Source organism: Gemmatimonadaceae bacterium (assembly GCA_036496605.1).
Taxonomy (GTDB): domain Bacteria; phylum Gemmatimonadota; class Gemmatimonadetes; order Gemmatimonadales; family Gemmatimonadaceae; genus AG2.
On record DASXKV010000032.1, the window covers coordinates 225,343 to 241,542 of the forward strand.

At 64.4% G+C, this 16,200-nt stretch carries 9 protein-coding genes; 4 read left to right on the forward strand and 5 right to left on the reverse strand.

The features are described 5' to 3' along the window. The first annotated feature begins 25 nt into the window (after positions 1-25). Entirely contained in the window at positions 26-4,702 is a 4,677-nt protein-coding gene (locus VGH98_11700; protein ID HEY2376630.1) for a DEAD/DEAH box helicase, read from the forward strand. Between the two features lie 22 nt (positions 4,703-4,724). Then, on the forward strand, positions 4,725-5,195 hold the full coding sequence (locus VGH98_11705; protein ID HEY2376631.1) for a DinB family protein: 471 nt from the start codon (positions 4,725-4,727) through the stop codon (positions 5,193-5,195). A 10-nt stretch (positions 5,196-5,205) separates the two neighbouring features. On the opposite strand, the gene VGH98_11710 is transcribed toward VGH98_11705, so the two are convergent. Beyond that, positions 5,206-6,753: an FAD-dependent oxidoreductase gene (locus VGH98_11710; protein HEY2376632.1), complete on the reverse strand. Its 1,548-nt coding sequence runs from the start codon at positions 6,751-6,753 to the stop codon at positions 5,206-5,208. Between the two features lie 117 nt (positions 6,754-6,870). Here VGH98_11710 and VGH98_11715 point away from each other — a divergent pair, with 117 nt between their 5' ends. Both VGH98_11715 and VGH98_11720 read left to right on the forward strand, forming a co-directional pair. Beyond that, a complete protein-coding gene (locus VGH98_11715) occupies positions 6,871-7,410 on the forward strand; it encodes a putative metal-dependent hydrolase (GenBank protein HEY2376633.1) in 540 nt (179 codons plus the stop codon). A 104-nt stretch (positions 7,411-7,514) separates the two neighbouring features. Beyond that, the gene (locus tag VGH98_11720) at positions 7,515-9,794 is read left to right on the forward strand and encodes an FAD-dependent oxidoreductase (GenBank protein ID HEY2376634.1); all 2,280 of its coding nucleotides are present in this window, start codon (positions 7,515-7,517) and stop codon (positions 9,792-9,794) included. Here VGH98_11720 and VGH98_11725 read toward each other — a convergent pair. The 4 genes from VGH98_11725 to treZ all read right to left on the reverse strand — a co-directional run bounded on the left by VGH98_11725 (position 9,791) and on the right by treZ (position 15,540). Beyond that, on the reverse strand, positions 9,791-10,453 hold the full coding sequence (locus VGH98_11725; protein ID HEY2376635.1) for a YceI family protein: 663 nt from the start codon (positions 10,451-10,453) through the stop codon (positions 9,791-9,793). The genes VGH98_11720 and VGH98_11725 overlap by 4 nt on opposite strands. Before the next feature lie 385 nt (positions 10,454-10,838). Continuing rightward, positions 10,839-11,327, reverse strand: a complete 489-nt coding sequence (locus VGH98_11730; protein HEY2376636.1) for a hypothetical protein — start codon at positions 11,325-11,327, stop codon at positions 10,839-10,841. Positions 11,328-11,390: 63 nt separating this feature from the next. Then, on the reverse strand, positions 11,391-13,523 hold the full coding sequence (locus tag VGH98_11735; protein ID HEY2376637.1) for an amylo-alpha-1,6-glucosidase: 2,133 nt from the start codon (positions 13,521-13,523) through the stop codon (positions 11,391-11,393). Beyond that, complete coding sequence (gene treZ, locus VGH98_11740) at positions 13,504-15,540, reverse strand: malto-oligosyltrehalose trehalohydrolase (protein ID HEY2376638.1); 2,037 nt, start codon at positions 15,538-15,540, stop codon at positions 13,504-13,506. Before treZ ends, VGH98_11735 begins: the two co-directional genes overlap by 20 nt. Between the last annotated feature and the right edge of the window lie 660 nt (positions 15,541-16,200).

The following is a 16,200-nucleotide window of genomic DNA, read 5'->3' on the forward strand; positions in this document are numbered from 1 at the left end:
TCGGACGCCGGGCAGCTTTCCTGATATGCCGAAGCGCCCGCTGGTGTCGCCCGTTCTCGAGCCTTTCCATCCTCTCGTTAGAGAGTGGTTTCGCGAGACCCTCGGCGCGCCTAGCGCGCCGCAGGAGCAGGGCTGGCCGGCAATTGCGAGCGGTGAGCATACGCTCATTCTCGCACCGACCGGGACGGGCAAGACGCTCACCGCGTTCCTCTGGGAACTAAACAACCTCATTGTCGACGGGAGTGTCGAGCCGCTCGCGAACGCCGTTCACATTCTCTACATCTCGCCGCTCAAGGCGCTCAACAACGACATCCAGCGCAACCTCGAGCGGCCGCTGACTGAGCTGAAGCAACGGTTCGCCACCGCGGGTGAGTCCTTCCCCGAGATTCGCGTTGCGGTACGCACCGGCGACACGCCCGCGTCTGCGCGTGCGCGCATGATCCGGAAGTCGCCTCATGTACTGATCACGACGCCCGAGTCCCTGCACATAATGCTGACGACGGTGCGCGGGCGAGGGATGTTCTCGGCAGTTCGGGCGGTGATCGTGGACGAGATCCACGCCATCGCCGGTACAAAGCGCGGCGTTCACCTCGCGCTCACGCTCGAGCGACTCGAGCGGCTGTGCGAGCAGAGTCCTCAACGAATCGGTCTCTCCGCTACGCAACGGCCACTCGACGAGATCGCGCGCTTCCTCGGCGGTTGCCGCGACGGCCGGTTCCGTCCCGTCACGATCGTCGACTGCGGACTCGTGAAGCGCACCGAGATCATCGTCGAATCGCCGGTCGAGGATCTGGGACATGTTCCGGGCGGCACCATCTGGCCCTCAGTTGCACCGCTCGTGCTGCGCTACATGCGTAGCGCGCGCACAACCATCGTTTTCGTCAACAATCGCGCTCAGGCGGAGAAGATGGCCGCGCGCGTCAATGCGCTCGCTGGCGAGGAGCTCGCACTACCATATCACGGCTCACTCTCGCGCGAGCGGCGCTTTCTACTCGAAGGAGCGCTCAAGGCCGGTAAGCTCAAGGCGCTCGTAAGCACGAGCTCACTCGAGCTTGGCATCGACATCGGCTCAGTCGATCTCGTTCTGCAATTGCAGAGTCCTAAGCGCGTCTCGACGGCGTTGCAGCGTGTGGGCCGGGCCGGACATACGCTGGAGGCAGTGAGTCGCGGCGTTTTCGTGCCAACATTTCGCGATGATGCCGCCGAGACGCTGGCGATAATGCGAGGGATGAGGAGCGGCGACGTCGAGCCAACGCGCGTCGTGCAGAATGCTCTCGACGTACTTGCGCAGGGCGTGGTTGCCGCCGTCGCGATCGACGACGACTGGACGAGCAAGGATCTCTTCGAGCTCGTCAGGCAGGCGTACCCATATCACGCCCTCACTCGCGCCGCATTCGACGAGGTGCTGGCAATGCTCGCGGGCAAGTATCCGTCCGACGTCGCGGGGGAACTCGAGGCGCGCATGGTCTGGGATCGAACGAATGACCGCCTAACGCCGCTCCGGAGCGCGCGACTCGTCGCGGTCGTCAATGGTGGTACCATCCCCGACCGTGGACTATACGCGGTGAATCTTCCCGACCGCACCCGGCTCGGGGAGCTCGACGAGGAGTTCGTGCACGAGACGCGAATCGGCGATGTCTTTCAGCTCGGCTCGTCGACTTGGCGGGTCAACGCGATCGAGCACGATCGTGTCATCGTCACACCGGCACCCGGCGCGCCCGCGCGAATGCCTTTCTGGCATGGAGAATACGCGGCGCGCTCGGCGCACCTCGCACCGCGTGTCGGTGTCTTGCGACGGCGACTCGACGAGGCACGGACAGAAGCAGACACCGCCGAGATCGCAAAGGAGTACGAGTGTGATCTTGCGACTGCTCAGTCGCTAGTCGAATACGTCCACCAGCAGCGCCACGCCACCGGTGTGGTGCCTGACGACAAGCTTCTCGTCGTCGAACACTTTCGGGACGAGACGAACGCGGTGCGCATCGTCCTTCACGCGCCGTTCGGCGGACGTGTCAACGCACCCTGGGGAATGGTACTCGCCGCTCGTGTGCGTGACGCGCTCCATCGCAATGGCGCACGACGCACCTCGCGTACGGACGTCCAGGTTCAGACGACCGACGACGGGATCATGCTCCGCCTCCCCGATCTCAACGGTCCCGTTCCGCTGGATGCCTTGCGCCTTCTCACGCCTGGGGACGCGGAGCGCTGCGTCCTCGAGGAAATCGGAGATTCTTCGCTGTTCGGAGCGCGCTTTCGCATGAATGCCGCCCGCGCATTGCTGCTGCCGCGCGGCAATCCGCGCCGGCGCATGCCGCTCTGGCTCCAGCGACTCAAGGCGCAGGATCTGCTGCAGACAGTGCGCGAATTTCCGTCCTTTCCGATCCTCGTGGAGACGTATCGCGACGTGCTGCAGGACGCATTCGACATGCCGGCGCTCGCGGAGGTGCTGCGCGCGCTGCAGTCGGGCGCCATCGAGATGCGCGACGTCGAGACGGCAGTCCCGTCGCCGTTCGCGGCGACGTTGCAGTTCGGCTTCGTGATGGATTGGATGTACGCGGACGACACGCCGCGCGCCGAGCAGCGCGCCGCGATGTTATCGCTCGATCGAGGGCTGCTCGACGAACTTCTGGGCACCGATGGTCTTGCGGCGGACGAAGGCACGCTCCGCTCGCTCGAGGAACTCCTCGCCGTTCGCCGCGGGACGGCGTTGACGCGTCGCGCGCGGACGGCCGACGAGCTCGCGATTCTCCTCGATCGCGCTGGCGACCTCACTATCGCGGAGTTGCGCGAACGGATCGTGACGGAAGGAGTGATGGGTGAACCGATCCGCGAGCTGCTCGAGAGCGGAAGAGCGGTGGGCTTGGCAATCCCGTTAGGCAACGGCTGGACGCAACAACGGATCATTCTCACGGATGCCTACCCGCGCTACGTGGCTTCCTTCGGAGAAGCGGCGATGATCATGGTGGGGGCGGGGCCGGAGCTCGCGGAGACGCCAGCAACGGTTGCCATCCCGGAGTCACTGCGCCGCGCCACCGTAACCCGCGGTGCCGCGCGACGCGAGCTCCTCGCTCGATTTGTCGCGCTCAATGGCCCTCTCTCCATCGAAGACGTCCGGCAGCGCTACGATCTCGAGGTCGAAACTGTTGCTCGACAGCTGGACGAGTGGACTGCTGCCGGCAAGCTGGTACGCGGCAATTTTGCGATCGGCGAAGGCCAACCGCCGGCGCAGCGATGGGTCTCGCGTCGTCTGCTCGAGCAGGCACGTCGTCGGGAGCTCGCCACCGCCAGACGACAGGTCGAAGCCGTCGGCATCGAAGCCTTCGCGCATTTTCTGCAGCGCTGGCAGCACCTGGAACCCGCGTCCCAGCTGGACGGCGCAGACGGCACGAGTGCGGTGATTCGCCAGATGTACGGCATCGCGCGACCGGCGGATGCGTGGGAGCGCGAGTACCTGCGCCAACGCGTGAATGGATACGACGCTGAGGCAATCTCGCGGCTCTTTGCCGCTGGTGAGGCCGTGTGGGTGGGCGGCTCCGCCACCACCGCGAGTGACGAGAGCGCGACGCTCGCCCAGCTCCGGTTCGTTAGGCGTGGAAGCGGGCGCGCGTGGCTCGTGGAGCCGGTAGATGGCGGGCCAACGCTGACCGAAAACGCCGAGCGGCTATATCAGGCGCTCCGGACCGAAGGAGCATCGTTCTTCGATGACCTCGTGCGTTCGACGCAGCTCGGAGGGCGGGCCACGCGCGACGGCCTCAAGGAACTCGTCGGCGCGGGACTCGTCACGAACGATACGATGGAATCCCTGCGTCACGTCGTGCGCTGGCGGCCCTTCCTATCGGCGCGCATTCGCAGGCAACCCGATCCGACACGTTGGCTTCCGGCGGATTTCTCACCTTCGGCGAACCGACCGGTGGTGCAGCGGCGCCCGAACCTGCGGCGTCTCCCGAAGTGGAGGCCGCCGACTGAGGGGCGACCGGATCCGGGCTCCGCAACGTGGCCTGGCCGCTGGGCACTCCTACGAACAAGCGGAATTCTTGGGGTATCCGACGACGAGAGCGTTCTCGCCGAAGTCGTCGCGCGGCAATGGCTCGACCGCTATGGGGTCGTGACGCGTGACTGGTGGAAGCGGGAGCGACCGACCGTTTCGTGGCGCGCCATCTATCGGGAGCTCAAGCGACTCGAATTTCGCGGTGACGTGCGGCGAGGGTACTTCGTGCGCGGCCTGGCCGGTGCTCAATTCGCGCTGCCAGCGGCCGTCGAGCTGCTGCGTACCAGTGGAAAGGCGAGCGCGAACGCCGAGGAGGCGAGCAGCGCGTCGCCGATCGTGATAATGGCCTCGAGTGATCCTGCGAACCCGTACACGCTGCCTGGCACCGCCGTTGCCGAAAGTCGCTCGCTGGAGTTGGCACGGCGACGGAGCAGAGGGGCATTGCTCGCGACGCGCGCCGGTGAGGTACTTCTCGTCGCCGAAGCGCGAGGGCGCCGCCTAACGATCAAGTCCGGCGCGAGCCTCGCCGATGTGACGGACGCGGCGCGAGCGCTCGTGAGACGGTTGGCCGAGACGAGCGACGGGCGCCGCGATCCGATGATCGAGACCGTCGACGGTGTGCCCGCCGCAGGAAGCGCCTACGCCGCCGCGTTCACCACCGCTGGGTTCCGAGCCAGTTCGGGCGGATTCCGATACTATGCGCCGCCGCGATGATGAGTCTTTAAACACCATTACAATGTCCGAGACACAGGCCTTGGCGAATCGACTCGAGCGGACGTTCATCGGTCCCATGTGGCATGGCCCGGCCCTGGCGGAGGTGCTCGGCGGCGTAACACACGAACAAGCGATGGAGCGACCGGTGGCGTCTGCTCACACGATCTGGGAGCTCGTGCTCCACATCATCACCTGGGTCGACATACCGCACGAGCGACTGGGCGGTGCCCCTCGCAAGGACGTTGTGACGGACGAAGACTGGCCGTCTCCACCCAGGGTCGCGACCGAAGACGCGTGGACGGCCGCGCTGACGCGGCTCGAGGAGCGACATCGTGCGCTCGCATCAACCGTCAAGGCCATGGGCGACGACCAGCTCGACGAGAAAGTCGTTGGCCACGACTACACCGTCCGTGTCATGCTCGACGGCGTCGTCGAGCATGGGACGTATCACGGCGGGCAGATCGCGCTGCTCAAGAAACTCGTCGCGTGCTGATCTGGACCCATTAGCTCTGACGCTCCATCGCGATTTCCGCGTCGAGGCTGGCCTTATCGCGGAAGATCGTTGCGACAGCACGGGTTTTGTCGCCCTCGATGAAGTGCACGGCAACGTCGCGGTCCTTCGCGACGCCGTCCACGTCAACGCGATCCCACCGTTCGGCATGTCCGACGTAGTTGATCGAGACGTCGTAATGTGCGCTCCAGAAAAAGGGCACCTGCTCGAATCGCTCCCGCGCGCCGAGGACGTTTCGTGCCGCGGCCTGACCCATCCGCTCGGCGACCACCCAGTGCTCGACCCGGATAAGCGCGCCGCTGTGCGGGTCTGGCCATCGCGCAATATCCCCCGCTGCATAGACGCGCGGCGCGCTCGTCTCAAGATATTCATTGACGACGACGCCCTTGTCGATGCGGAGCCCGGCGTCCTGCGCCAGTTGAAGGCGCGGGCGCACGCCCACACCGATGACGACGAGATCCGCGGCCAGCCGCTCGCCGTTGGCGAGCGTCACCGCCGCACGCTCGATCTTCGTCGCTGTTTGCTGGAGATGAAATACGACGCCGTGCTCTTCGTGCAGCGCCTTGATGAATTGACCGAGATCGCGACCCATGACGCGCTCGAGCGGCAGCGCCTCGGGCGCAACGACGTCGACCGAGCAGCGTGGATTGCGCGTCCGAAGCGACGCCGCTACCTCGAGCCCGATGAAGCTCGCGCCGATCACCACTGCGTGCGTGGCGCGCTCGCTCGCGGCGATGATCGCGCGGCTGTCGCGCAGCGATCGCAGATAGTGCACGTGCGGCAGGTCGGCACCGGGCGTCGTTGAGCGAACGGGCTCGGCGCCCGTTGCAAGAATCAGCGCGTCGTAGCCGATTGGCGGCGCGCCGTCGACATGAACCATGCGTGCCGACGTATCGAGCTTGGTCGCGCGCGAACGCCGCACCGCCACCCGATGTTCGTCATAGAACCCGGGCGGACGGATCGGGATCCACTCCTCGGGCGCGTTCCCGGCAAGATAGTCCTTCGAGAGATTGGGCCGGTCATACGGCGAACCGTCGTCCTCGTCGATGATCGTTACGTCGCCACGAAAACCACACCGACGCAGCATCTCGGCCGCCGCCGTGCCCGCGGCACCGGCGCCGACGATTATGACTTTGCTCAACTCTTTGCTGGCGGGCGCATTGGGGTAACTCGGCGCCAGCGGATCCCGATCGATCTTGTCGCCGACGACAATTCGCCCGCCTCGCCGCTCGACCCGCCAGCACGAAACAGGATTGAGCGCGGGGGCGCGAAGCGCTTCGCCATTCCGCAGACTGAAACAAGCGTGATGCCAGGGGCAACGAACCGTGTCGTCGACGAGCTCGCCCTCGGCGAGCGGCCCGCCGTAATGCGTGCACGTCGCGCCAATCGCGAAATACTCGTCCGCCACACGAGCGAGCAGGACCTGCTCTCCATTCGCGTGACCGAGCAGCTTGTAGCCGTCCTTCAACGCGTCTGCGTCGATCCCCGTTGCCAGATCGGGTCCGTTGAGCTTCGTTGCCGTTCCTTCCGCCGTCGCCATGAGCCCCCTCCCTCCTCCGAAGAATCGTCGCCGCATTGGCGTGATTCGCCGCGACAATCATACCTTGTGACTTCGACGAATCGGACCTCCGCGGCAACCCGCAACCGAGATCGCTTTATGAACCCCGACGAATCACTCCGCTATCCCACGGGCCGATTTCAGCGCCCTTCGCGCGCGCTGGAGACCAGCGAGCGCCGTCAGATGATCGATACGATCGCGCGAGCGCCCAGCGACTTTCGCGGCGCGATCAAGGGATTGTCCGACGCGCAACTCAACACGCCCTACCGGCCTGGTGGCTGGACAGTGCGGCAGGTTGTGCACCACGTGCCGGACAGCCACATGAACGCGTTCATTCGCTTCAAACTAGCGCTCACCGAAGAGACGCCGACGATCAAGCCGTACGACGAGACGGCCTGGGCAAAACTCTCCGACGCACGCGATACGCCGATCGAGACCTCGCTCACGTTGTTGACGGCGCTTCACGAGCGCTGGGTCCGGCTCCTCGAGGCGATGGCACCGAGCGAGTTCGAACGAAAGCTCAGTCACCCGGAATGGGACGCTCCCCTCTCACTCGATTCCATGTTGGCGCTGTACGCCTGGCACGGACCACATCATACGGCGCACATCACCAGCCTGAGGCAGCGAATGGGCTGGTGAGGGGAAGGTGCTCGGTGCCAGGGTGTTAGGTGTTCACGCGATAGCAGCTGGCGGCCACTCTAGCCCTATCCGCTAGCCCCTTTCCGGTCGTATCATCGACCGCGATGTCTACTGAGCAGCTACGCGCTAGCCGATCGATACGGCGGGAGCGCCTCACACTTCAGGCAGTGGAGGCCCTTGCCCAACGCTTGCTCGGTCCCGACCGCGGAACGGCGCGGCGCGTCAGTGACTCTGCCGGGCGCGAGCTGCAGCGTCTCGATCGAGAATGCGATTTCACGACTTCGGCGCGAGCGGCGTTCCAGGACTTGCTCGGCTGGACGGGTCAGTCGACGATACATCCCATCTCGCTCCCAGCCAACGACCAACCCTTCTGGTTTCGCGGATCGCACTCTCTCGCGAATTACCAGTCACGTCCGGAACTACCGACAACCGCTGGCGTCGTCGTCATCGGCGCGGGATTGACGGGCGCATCCGCGGCGTACCATCTCGTCGAAGCGTTAGGCGAGCGGACAAGCGTCGTCGTCGTCGATCAGGGGGATCCCGCCGGCGAAGCCAGCGGCCGCAATGGCGGCAACTTCGAGCTCATCCCGGAGAATTCAATCGGCGTCTATGAAGGATTGGCACGCGAACGGCTCGCGTTTTTGCGTCGTCGTTATGCTAGGCTACCCGTCGAGGTCGTCCAGGCGGAAAGCGAACGGCAGGCATCGCTGGTGCTTGGCTTGTCGCTCCGGAATCGTGACCTGCTCAAGCAAATCATCCTGCGCGAGCGCATCGAGTGTGATTTCGCGCCGCGCGGCTGGCTTCATCTCGCCAGCACCGAAGAGGAGGAACAGGGCATCTGCGACGAGGTGATGCTCGCGGCCCAGCACGGTCAACGGATCGAGCTCTGGTCGCGGCGCAAGATTCGGCGGGAGCTTGGCTTCGAGAACGAGTACCTCGGCCGATTCATTCCCGGCGACGGCACATATCATCCGTTCAAGTATGTCTGCGGGTTGCTGCGTGCCGCGCTCCGACCCGGTGTCGAGCTGTACACGCGGTGTCGTGTGCGTCGAGTGATGTCGCCGGCGGCTGACCGGCACGAGGTCATCACGGAACGAGGAACCATCATCGCGCGATACGTCGTCGTCGCGACGAACGCGTTCACCAGCCATCTCTTTCCCGAGCTGAGCGCGATTCGCCCACATCAGAGTCAGGTGCAAGTCACGGAGCTGGCGCCGGACCGCGCGCGGGGACGCGTGGTGACGTGTGAGCACGGGCCAGCGTTCTTCAATCAACCACGGACCGGAGCACGCAATGGATTCGCGCCATTGCTGCTGGGTGGGGGTGCCGATCGGCCGATGACGAGTCCGTCGTCGCGGCGCCGATCGTCGCGCGTGCACAACGAATTGCTCGGCATCCGGGATCGCTACTATCCGGAGCTGCAGGGACGGCCGCCCTCGGCGGAGTGGGTCGGACCAATGGCGTTTACGCCCGACCAACTACCGGCGATCGGCTTCCTCCGACCCGGCGTGATCGTTGCCGCCGGATACAACGGCTACGGCGGAAGCTACACGACGGCGGCGGGACTCGCCGTGGCGCAGATGGCAGTGACGGGCAGTGCTCCGGATTGGGTGCCCGCGGACGTCTTCTCGCCGCATCGCCTAACGACGAGCGAACCAGTGTTCATGACCGAACGCGACGGACTGTGGCGCATCGCGGCGTCACTCTGCCGGCAGCTCAAGGCGGTGAGCCGCCAGATTTCCGAAGCGTTGACGCTGCGCGGCGCGGAGACGGCTTCGGCGGTCCCTCGACAGATGGCGCCGCGCGTCTCGCGCATGGTGCGCGTAGTCGGTACGGAAAGCACGGCGGCCGAGTCCATCGCGCCTGAGCTTCTCGTGGCATTTCCGGCGTTCAGGAGTCTCACCGTCGATGAAGTGAGTGAGCTGCTCCGATCGATGCAGCGCTGGGACCTCGGGAGCGGGACGCTTCTCTTCAAGGAAGGCGATGAAGGACACACGTGCTTTGTCGTCGTGCGCGGAGTGGTCGACCTCAGCGTGAAGGTCCGCGGCCAGCCGCAACTCCTTGCGCAGCTCGGGCCGGGAAGCATTTTCGGCCAGTCGAGTCTCATCGATTCCGAACCGCGTTCGGCGAGCTGTTCCGTCCGCCGCGACGCCGTTCTCGCCGAGATCGACTCCGTATCGTGTGAGCGTTTACTGAACAATCGCAGCGCGCTGGCGCTGAAGCTGCTGGGCGCTTTGAATCAGGGGCTCGTCGCGGCGTTGCGCAGCGCCGATCGCCAGTTGATGCGACTCAACGCGGATCGCGACGGCCCATGGGAGCCGGGTGCCGGTGAGGCCGACTTCGCGCCCGAACCGCTCGTCGGCGGAGCGCCGGCGGACGACTAGCGTTCGCCGCCGGCCGCGCTGGCGATCGTCGACGCGCGATCGACGAGGAGATCGAACTTCACAACAATTCGATTCTCCGTACGCAGCACACCGAAGAGCACCTTCGGCGGCGTGATGCCGTAATCGGTCATAAGGATCGGGAGCGCTCCTTGGGCGCGCAACGATCCATCGCGCTGCTCCTGTACCTCGACTGGAACGCGCACGAGGCGCTCGCGTCCGGCAACGCGCAGCGTGCCCTGCATAACGAGTGAATGTTCCGGGTCACCCGGCTCGCGCGTGACAATGTCGAACTTGCCAACGATCTGGCGGCAGTCCGGCTCGTCGTCGGCGCGGAGCGCTTTGTACATGATATTGTCCATCTGGCTGCGGCCGCAGGTCAGCGCGTACGCCGGCACGCGGACCTGAACGCCGCGCACGCGCTCAATTGAAGTCGCGCCGCCGTGCGCGTCGGCGTCGAGGTCAATCGAGGCATCGAGCGACGTGGCATCGCAGCGCCAGTCGCGCACGTTCGAGCTGCCCTCGAGCCATAATCGGCTATCGGGGCGCACGCTGAGTCGCAGCGGCATTGCACCGAGGCTTGATTCCTTGAAGGATTGTGCGCGAAGAACGGAGCCGCTGATCGCTACGAATATGAGGCTCGTGAGGACGATTCGCTTCATGCTACCTTCTCGGGCGCTGGCGTCAACAACGTCGGGTCTCCTGCGGGCGCCTTTGCCCTGCTCGTCTGAGTGTCGGTTCGCGGCGTGAATCTTTACAGCGATATAAGGCAATGCGAGTGCCGCGGAGCGTCGCCATTCATCGTGACCACTACAATTGGACGATTTGACAACGGCGACGTATCCGCGCTGTCACCTCCTGGTCGTGATATTCGTCACATGAGATGCATCTCGCTCGTGATGCGGGCGAATCGTGCTTTAACGTTCGATCGCGTAAGGCGTCCTCCATGGGCGCGCCGCATGTCCGTCCTCCCCGGCGCGTTCTCTCTCGCGGAGAGGACGGACGACCGTCGTCAGTGCAGGAGGATTGCTTATGAGAAGCGTCTCGTCAGCTTTGGTGACCTTGGCACTCGTTATGCTCGCCGGTGCGAGTGCCACCGCGCAAACCCCAACGCAGGCCGGGATACCGGCGGTGCGGCCCGACTCGGCACACAGACGCGACGTGCGCCATGACAGACGTGACGTGCGCGGCGATCGCCGCGACATTCGTCAGGATCGGCGCGACGTCGGGCAGGACAGGGGCGACACCCGTCACGATGCGCGGGATCTGTCCAAGGACCGCCGCGATATCCGGCAGGACCGCCGCGAGCTTCGTGAAGCGAAGCGAGAGGGTGATGCCGCGGAGGTCAAGAAGGACTCGCGCGATCTGCGGCAGGATCGCCGAGATGTCAAGCACGACGACACCGATCTGCATCATGACCGCTCGGATGTGCGGCAGGATCGGCGCGATGTGCGGCACGATCGGCGTGATGTGCGCCAGGATCGGCGTGACATCCGCAAGGACAAGAAGGAAAAGCCGTAAGACAGGATGCCGCAAGGAAACAACGAGAGCCCACGCGATGATGCGTGGGCTCTCAGTGTTTATGCTCTACTCAACCCTTCAGGATGCCGCCGCTACCGTTTCCTCAGCGGCCAGTGCCGGCTCGACGGGCATCGGCTCTCGCGGCTCGACGGCAGTTTTTACCCAGGATCGCAGTACCTCGGCGACGCTCCACGCTTGCGCGACGCAGCCACGCGGCATGTAGGGTGGCGCCGCGTCGAAGATCTCGCCGATCGTCCCGAGTCCGAAGTAATCGAGCGCCGCAATGCATCCATCGAGGAAATGGCGTGCACCCGGCGCGTCGTCGGGATGCACCTTGAGCCACGCATCGATCCAAGGTCCAATCAGCCACGCCCACACCGTGCCTTGATGGTACGCGGCGTCACGCGCGCGCAGATCGCCAAAGTAACGCTCCTTGTAATCAGGATCGCCCGGCGCGAGCGAACGCAGGCCGACGGGCGTCAGCAAGCGCTTGTGCACGACGTCGAGCACCGCTTCCCATCGCGATCGATCCAGAATCGGATGGTCAAGTGAAATGGCGAAGATCTGATTCGGCCGACAATGCCGCGAATCCCCGTTCTCCCCGTCGACGACGTCGTAGAGATATCCAAGGTCGTCGCTCCAGAAACGCTTGTTGAACGACACACGCGCGCGCTCGGCGGCATCCGCGACCTTCGTCGCGAAGCTGTCGTGCTCGCGCTCTTCATCGAGCCATTGCGCGAGCAAGCGAAGTGCGTTGTACCAGAGGGCGTTGATCTCGACCGCTTTCCCGCGACGCGGCGTCACGACCCAGTCGTCGACTTTCGCATCCATCCAGGTCAGCTGATAGCCCTCCGCACCCTGCAAGAGCAGTCCGTCCGCGGGATCGACACGAATGCCGAACTTGGTTCCGCGCAGGTGATGCTCGATGATCGATTGCAGCGTCGGCAGTGCCCTAACGAGAGTGCGACGGTCGTCGGTCACGTCAACGTAGCGGTGCAAGGCATGGAAGAACCAGAGCGTTGCGTCGGCGGTGTGGTACAGTCCTTCGTTGCTCCCGTCAGGGAACATGTTCGGGATCAAGCCGTCGCGAACATACTGCTCGAACGTGCGGAGGATGAATCCCGCCTCGCGGTGACGTCCCGTCACCAGTGTCAGCCCCTCGAGGCTGATCATCGTATCGCGCCCCCAGTCGGTGAACCAGTGATAGCCTGCGACCACCGAGCGGATCTCGTCGCCCGTCGCCGCCGCGCGCGTGCTGTCGACGAGGCGGTACGCCGGCGTGAAGATGAACTGATCGGCAGCGAGCACGAGTTCCGCCGCGACTTCGTCCGCGGTCTCGGGATGCGTCGCGATCGCCGCGTCGAGCAGGCGACGCCGCCGCTCCTCCTCGCACGCGAGCGCCTCGGTCGGCGGCAGCGCCGACATCACCAGCTCAGTTTCCGCCGATGCAACGAGCGTCACTGGTTCGTTAGGCACGAGCTCGATCTCGAAGTGCCCCGGAGCCCACAAGGTTCCGCGGAACTCGTACCCGCGCTCCTCCTCGACCGGGTACAGGAATTCGCTCGTCACACGTTCTTCATGAACGAACGATGCCGTCGCGCCATCGATCCGCATGCGCAATGGCGGAAAAGCCGTATCGCCGGAATCGAACACGTAATAGCCAGCGGACTGCGACAACGCATAGCGCGTCTTGATCGGCAGGTTGACCGGCGCCTCGTATGACCGAAAGTGCAGCGCCGGATGGAGCTCGAGTTGGACCGGACCCTCCCATTTCGTTAGGCAATAGCGGATGTAAATCGTGTTTTGCTTGTGTGGCATCACGATCCGCTTCTCGATGCGTGCGCCGGCCCACTCATACTCCCAGATCGGGAGCCCCGCCTCGAGTCGGAATTCGGCGAGCCGGCGTGCCACATCACGATCAAGACGGCCAGCCACTCGCTCCTCTCCGCCCAGTGGCGTCGGCGTCCCGCCGGCGACACATGCTCGCTCGCTCAAATGGTTGAGCATCACAAGGCGGCCGATGGGATTCGGCAGCGCGGCAACGAGCAATCCGTGGTAACGGCGCGTGTTGACGCCGGCGACGGTGCCCGACGCATAGCCACTCAGACCATTCGTGACGAGCCATTCGGAATCGAGAAGCGTCTTCCCACCGTCGTCCTCTTCGCGCGGCACAACCAAGGGCCGCGCGATCCTATCCAGCAGTCGTCTCATATCTGGCTTTCCACTGTGTACGGGCTTCTTTCTCGGATGTCGGCAGACACGGTGCTGGCGGTGCTCCGGCTTTTGCCACCGCCGCGAGCAGGACGGTAGACTCCGGCGGAAGTACCCAGCCGCAATTATCGCTGTCGAGCGCTGGTGTACCGCAACCCCCGTACACGGGATCCTCCGAAGACCACAACACCCGCCACACCATTCCACGAGGTGGCGCCACGAGCGGATCGGCGAGCGGCTCAGGCTGCAAACGCTGGCCCATGTTGACGACAAGGAGTCGATCGAGCTCCCGCCGCTCGCCGAAGTAGCGCAGGACGAAGGCTCGCTCACCGACCACCGCACCGTCGATGGCGCGCGACAGCACTCCGCCGTCGCGGTTTTCCGGATCCTTCACGGCCTGACCGCGGAGCGTCTCGTCCATGCGCCGCAGTCGGATGAGATCCCGCACGAGGGCGAGATGACACGCGCGACCGCCCTCCGCTCGCTCCGACCAGTCCAGCTTGCACTGCACGAAGGTCTCCTCGCTCGAGGGATCCGTGAGTCGCGAGGTGACCTCCGGTGTCGCGACGTGCGCGAATTGACCGAGGAACTCGGCGCGACCTTGCCGCACGAGCGTGGCCAGGCTGGGATTGTGATCGGCGAAATAGAGAAACGGCGCCGATGCGAGAAACTCCTGACCCTGAAAGAGCATCGGTGTCTGAGGGAGCAACAGCAAAAGCGCCACCATCGCGCGATAACGACTGGGCGACGTCAATCGATGCACGCGAATGCCGAACGCCGAATTCGCGACCTGATCGTGATTCTGTATGAAGTTGATAAACTGCGACGGCGCGACGTCGAACGCGGGCGTGCCGCGACGTGCGCGCTGCCAGCGATACCACTCACCTTGATAAAGAAATCCGTACTTCGCCGTGGAGACGAACTCCTGCGCGGTGCCGCGATAACCGCTGTAGTACGCTTCGTCTCGCCCGGTGAGAGCCACCGTCGCGGCGTGATGAAAGTCGTCGTTCCAGAGCGCATCGAGCCCATAGCCGTCCTGCGCGCGCCGGCGAAAGAGCATCGCATCCTGCGGCTCGTTCTCGGCGACCACGATCGTCCTCCTGCCACGCGCACTCTCGCGCACGCACTCACTGATGACCGCGACGATATGCGGCGTCGACGTGTCGAAGATTTGTTGTGTAGCGTCGAGCCGCAGCCCATCGAAGTGGAATTCGTCGATCCAGTACGCCGCGTTCATCACGAACAGCTCGCGCACCGCCGCTGACTCGTCGCCGTCGAAATTCAACGCCTCGCCCCACTCAGTGTTGCCCTTGAAGTAGTGTTTACTAAACTCTTTCAGGTAATTACCGTCCGGACCGAGGTGGTTGTAAACCACGTCGAGAATGACGCCCAGACCATGCGCGTGCGCTGCGTCGACGAACGCCCGGAGATCGTCCGGAGCACCGTACAGGTGCGACGGTGCGAAGAGCGACACGCCGTCGTATCCCCAGCCGAAGCGACCGGGGAACTCCGCCACGGGCATCATCTCGATGATGCTGACGCCGATGTCGACCAGCTCCGCCAGATGCGCTGCCGCCGCGGCATACGTGCCTTCTCGCGTGAAGGTCCCCACGTGAAGCTCGTAGATGACCGCGCCGGGAAGCATCGGCCCGCGCCACCCGCCATCACTCCACGCAAAGCGCCGCGCATCGACGACTTGCGAGGGGCCGTGAGGGCCAGCGGGTTGAAAGCGCGAGATCGGATCGGGAAAGTCGCCGCTGCCCTCCAATCGAAACTTGTAAAGCGTGCCTGCGGCTGCGCTCGATAGAGACCCAGAGAAGTAGCCGTTGCCTTCACCTTCGAGCTCCGACACCACGATCGTGTCGCCAGACCGGTTCAACTCCACAAATGAGACTGCGGAGCGCTGCGGCGCCCACACTCGAACGTGAACGCTCTCATCGGGTGCGATCTCAACTCCGATGGGATAGTGTCGCCACCCTGGGAGCTCTGCCGCGACCGTTGTATTCGGATCTGCCATAACAATGGCAATCCGGGCAGGATCGGTACCACGGCTCAGCCATGGTTGAGAGCTGGTCGGACACGTGCAACACAAGGCGAAATTTCATGTTAAGTTGATGTGATCTTTCTCACACTGCACGTGACTCGCTTCACAGCGCGGGCGTCTCTCCATTGCGGGGACGACGTAGGCTAAGCCGTCCGCTCTTTCGCTCCCCACCGATCCGCCATATCTCTTGGGGACCGCGACATATGCCTCAACAGACTCCTTCGACCTCCTCTGCGCCAACCATTCTTCAGCCTCCCGATCAGAAAAACTCGGGGGCGAGCTTGGACGTTGAGCGGGCTGATCAGTTAGAGGCCCTGCGTCAGGCGGTAGGGAGTGCCTTCGCGGTGATCGCTTTGCTCGGAAGCGATCTCGACGAACAAAGTGAATGGGGCAGTGCCGCGTTTCTCGCTTGCGAGGAGGCCACGGGCTCCCTCGTCGTCGTCGCTCTAAACGAACGTCTCGGGCCGGGCATAGGCTACGATGTAACGCTTTGGCGATCCCTTGAGGAATCGCTACCAGGTCCGACAAGTTGGTGCACGCAGTGCGGTGCCGAAGTGCAAGGATGGACCCGATACTGTTCATGTGGTGCGGACCTCTCGGGTATCGCGCCGGGTACGGAGGACGCGCGGCAGG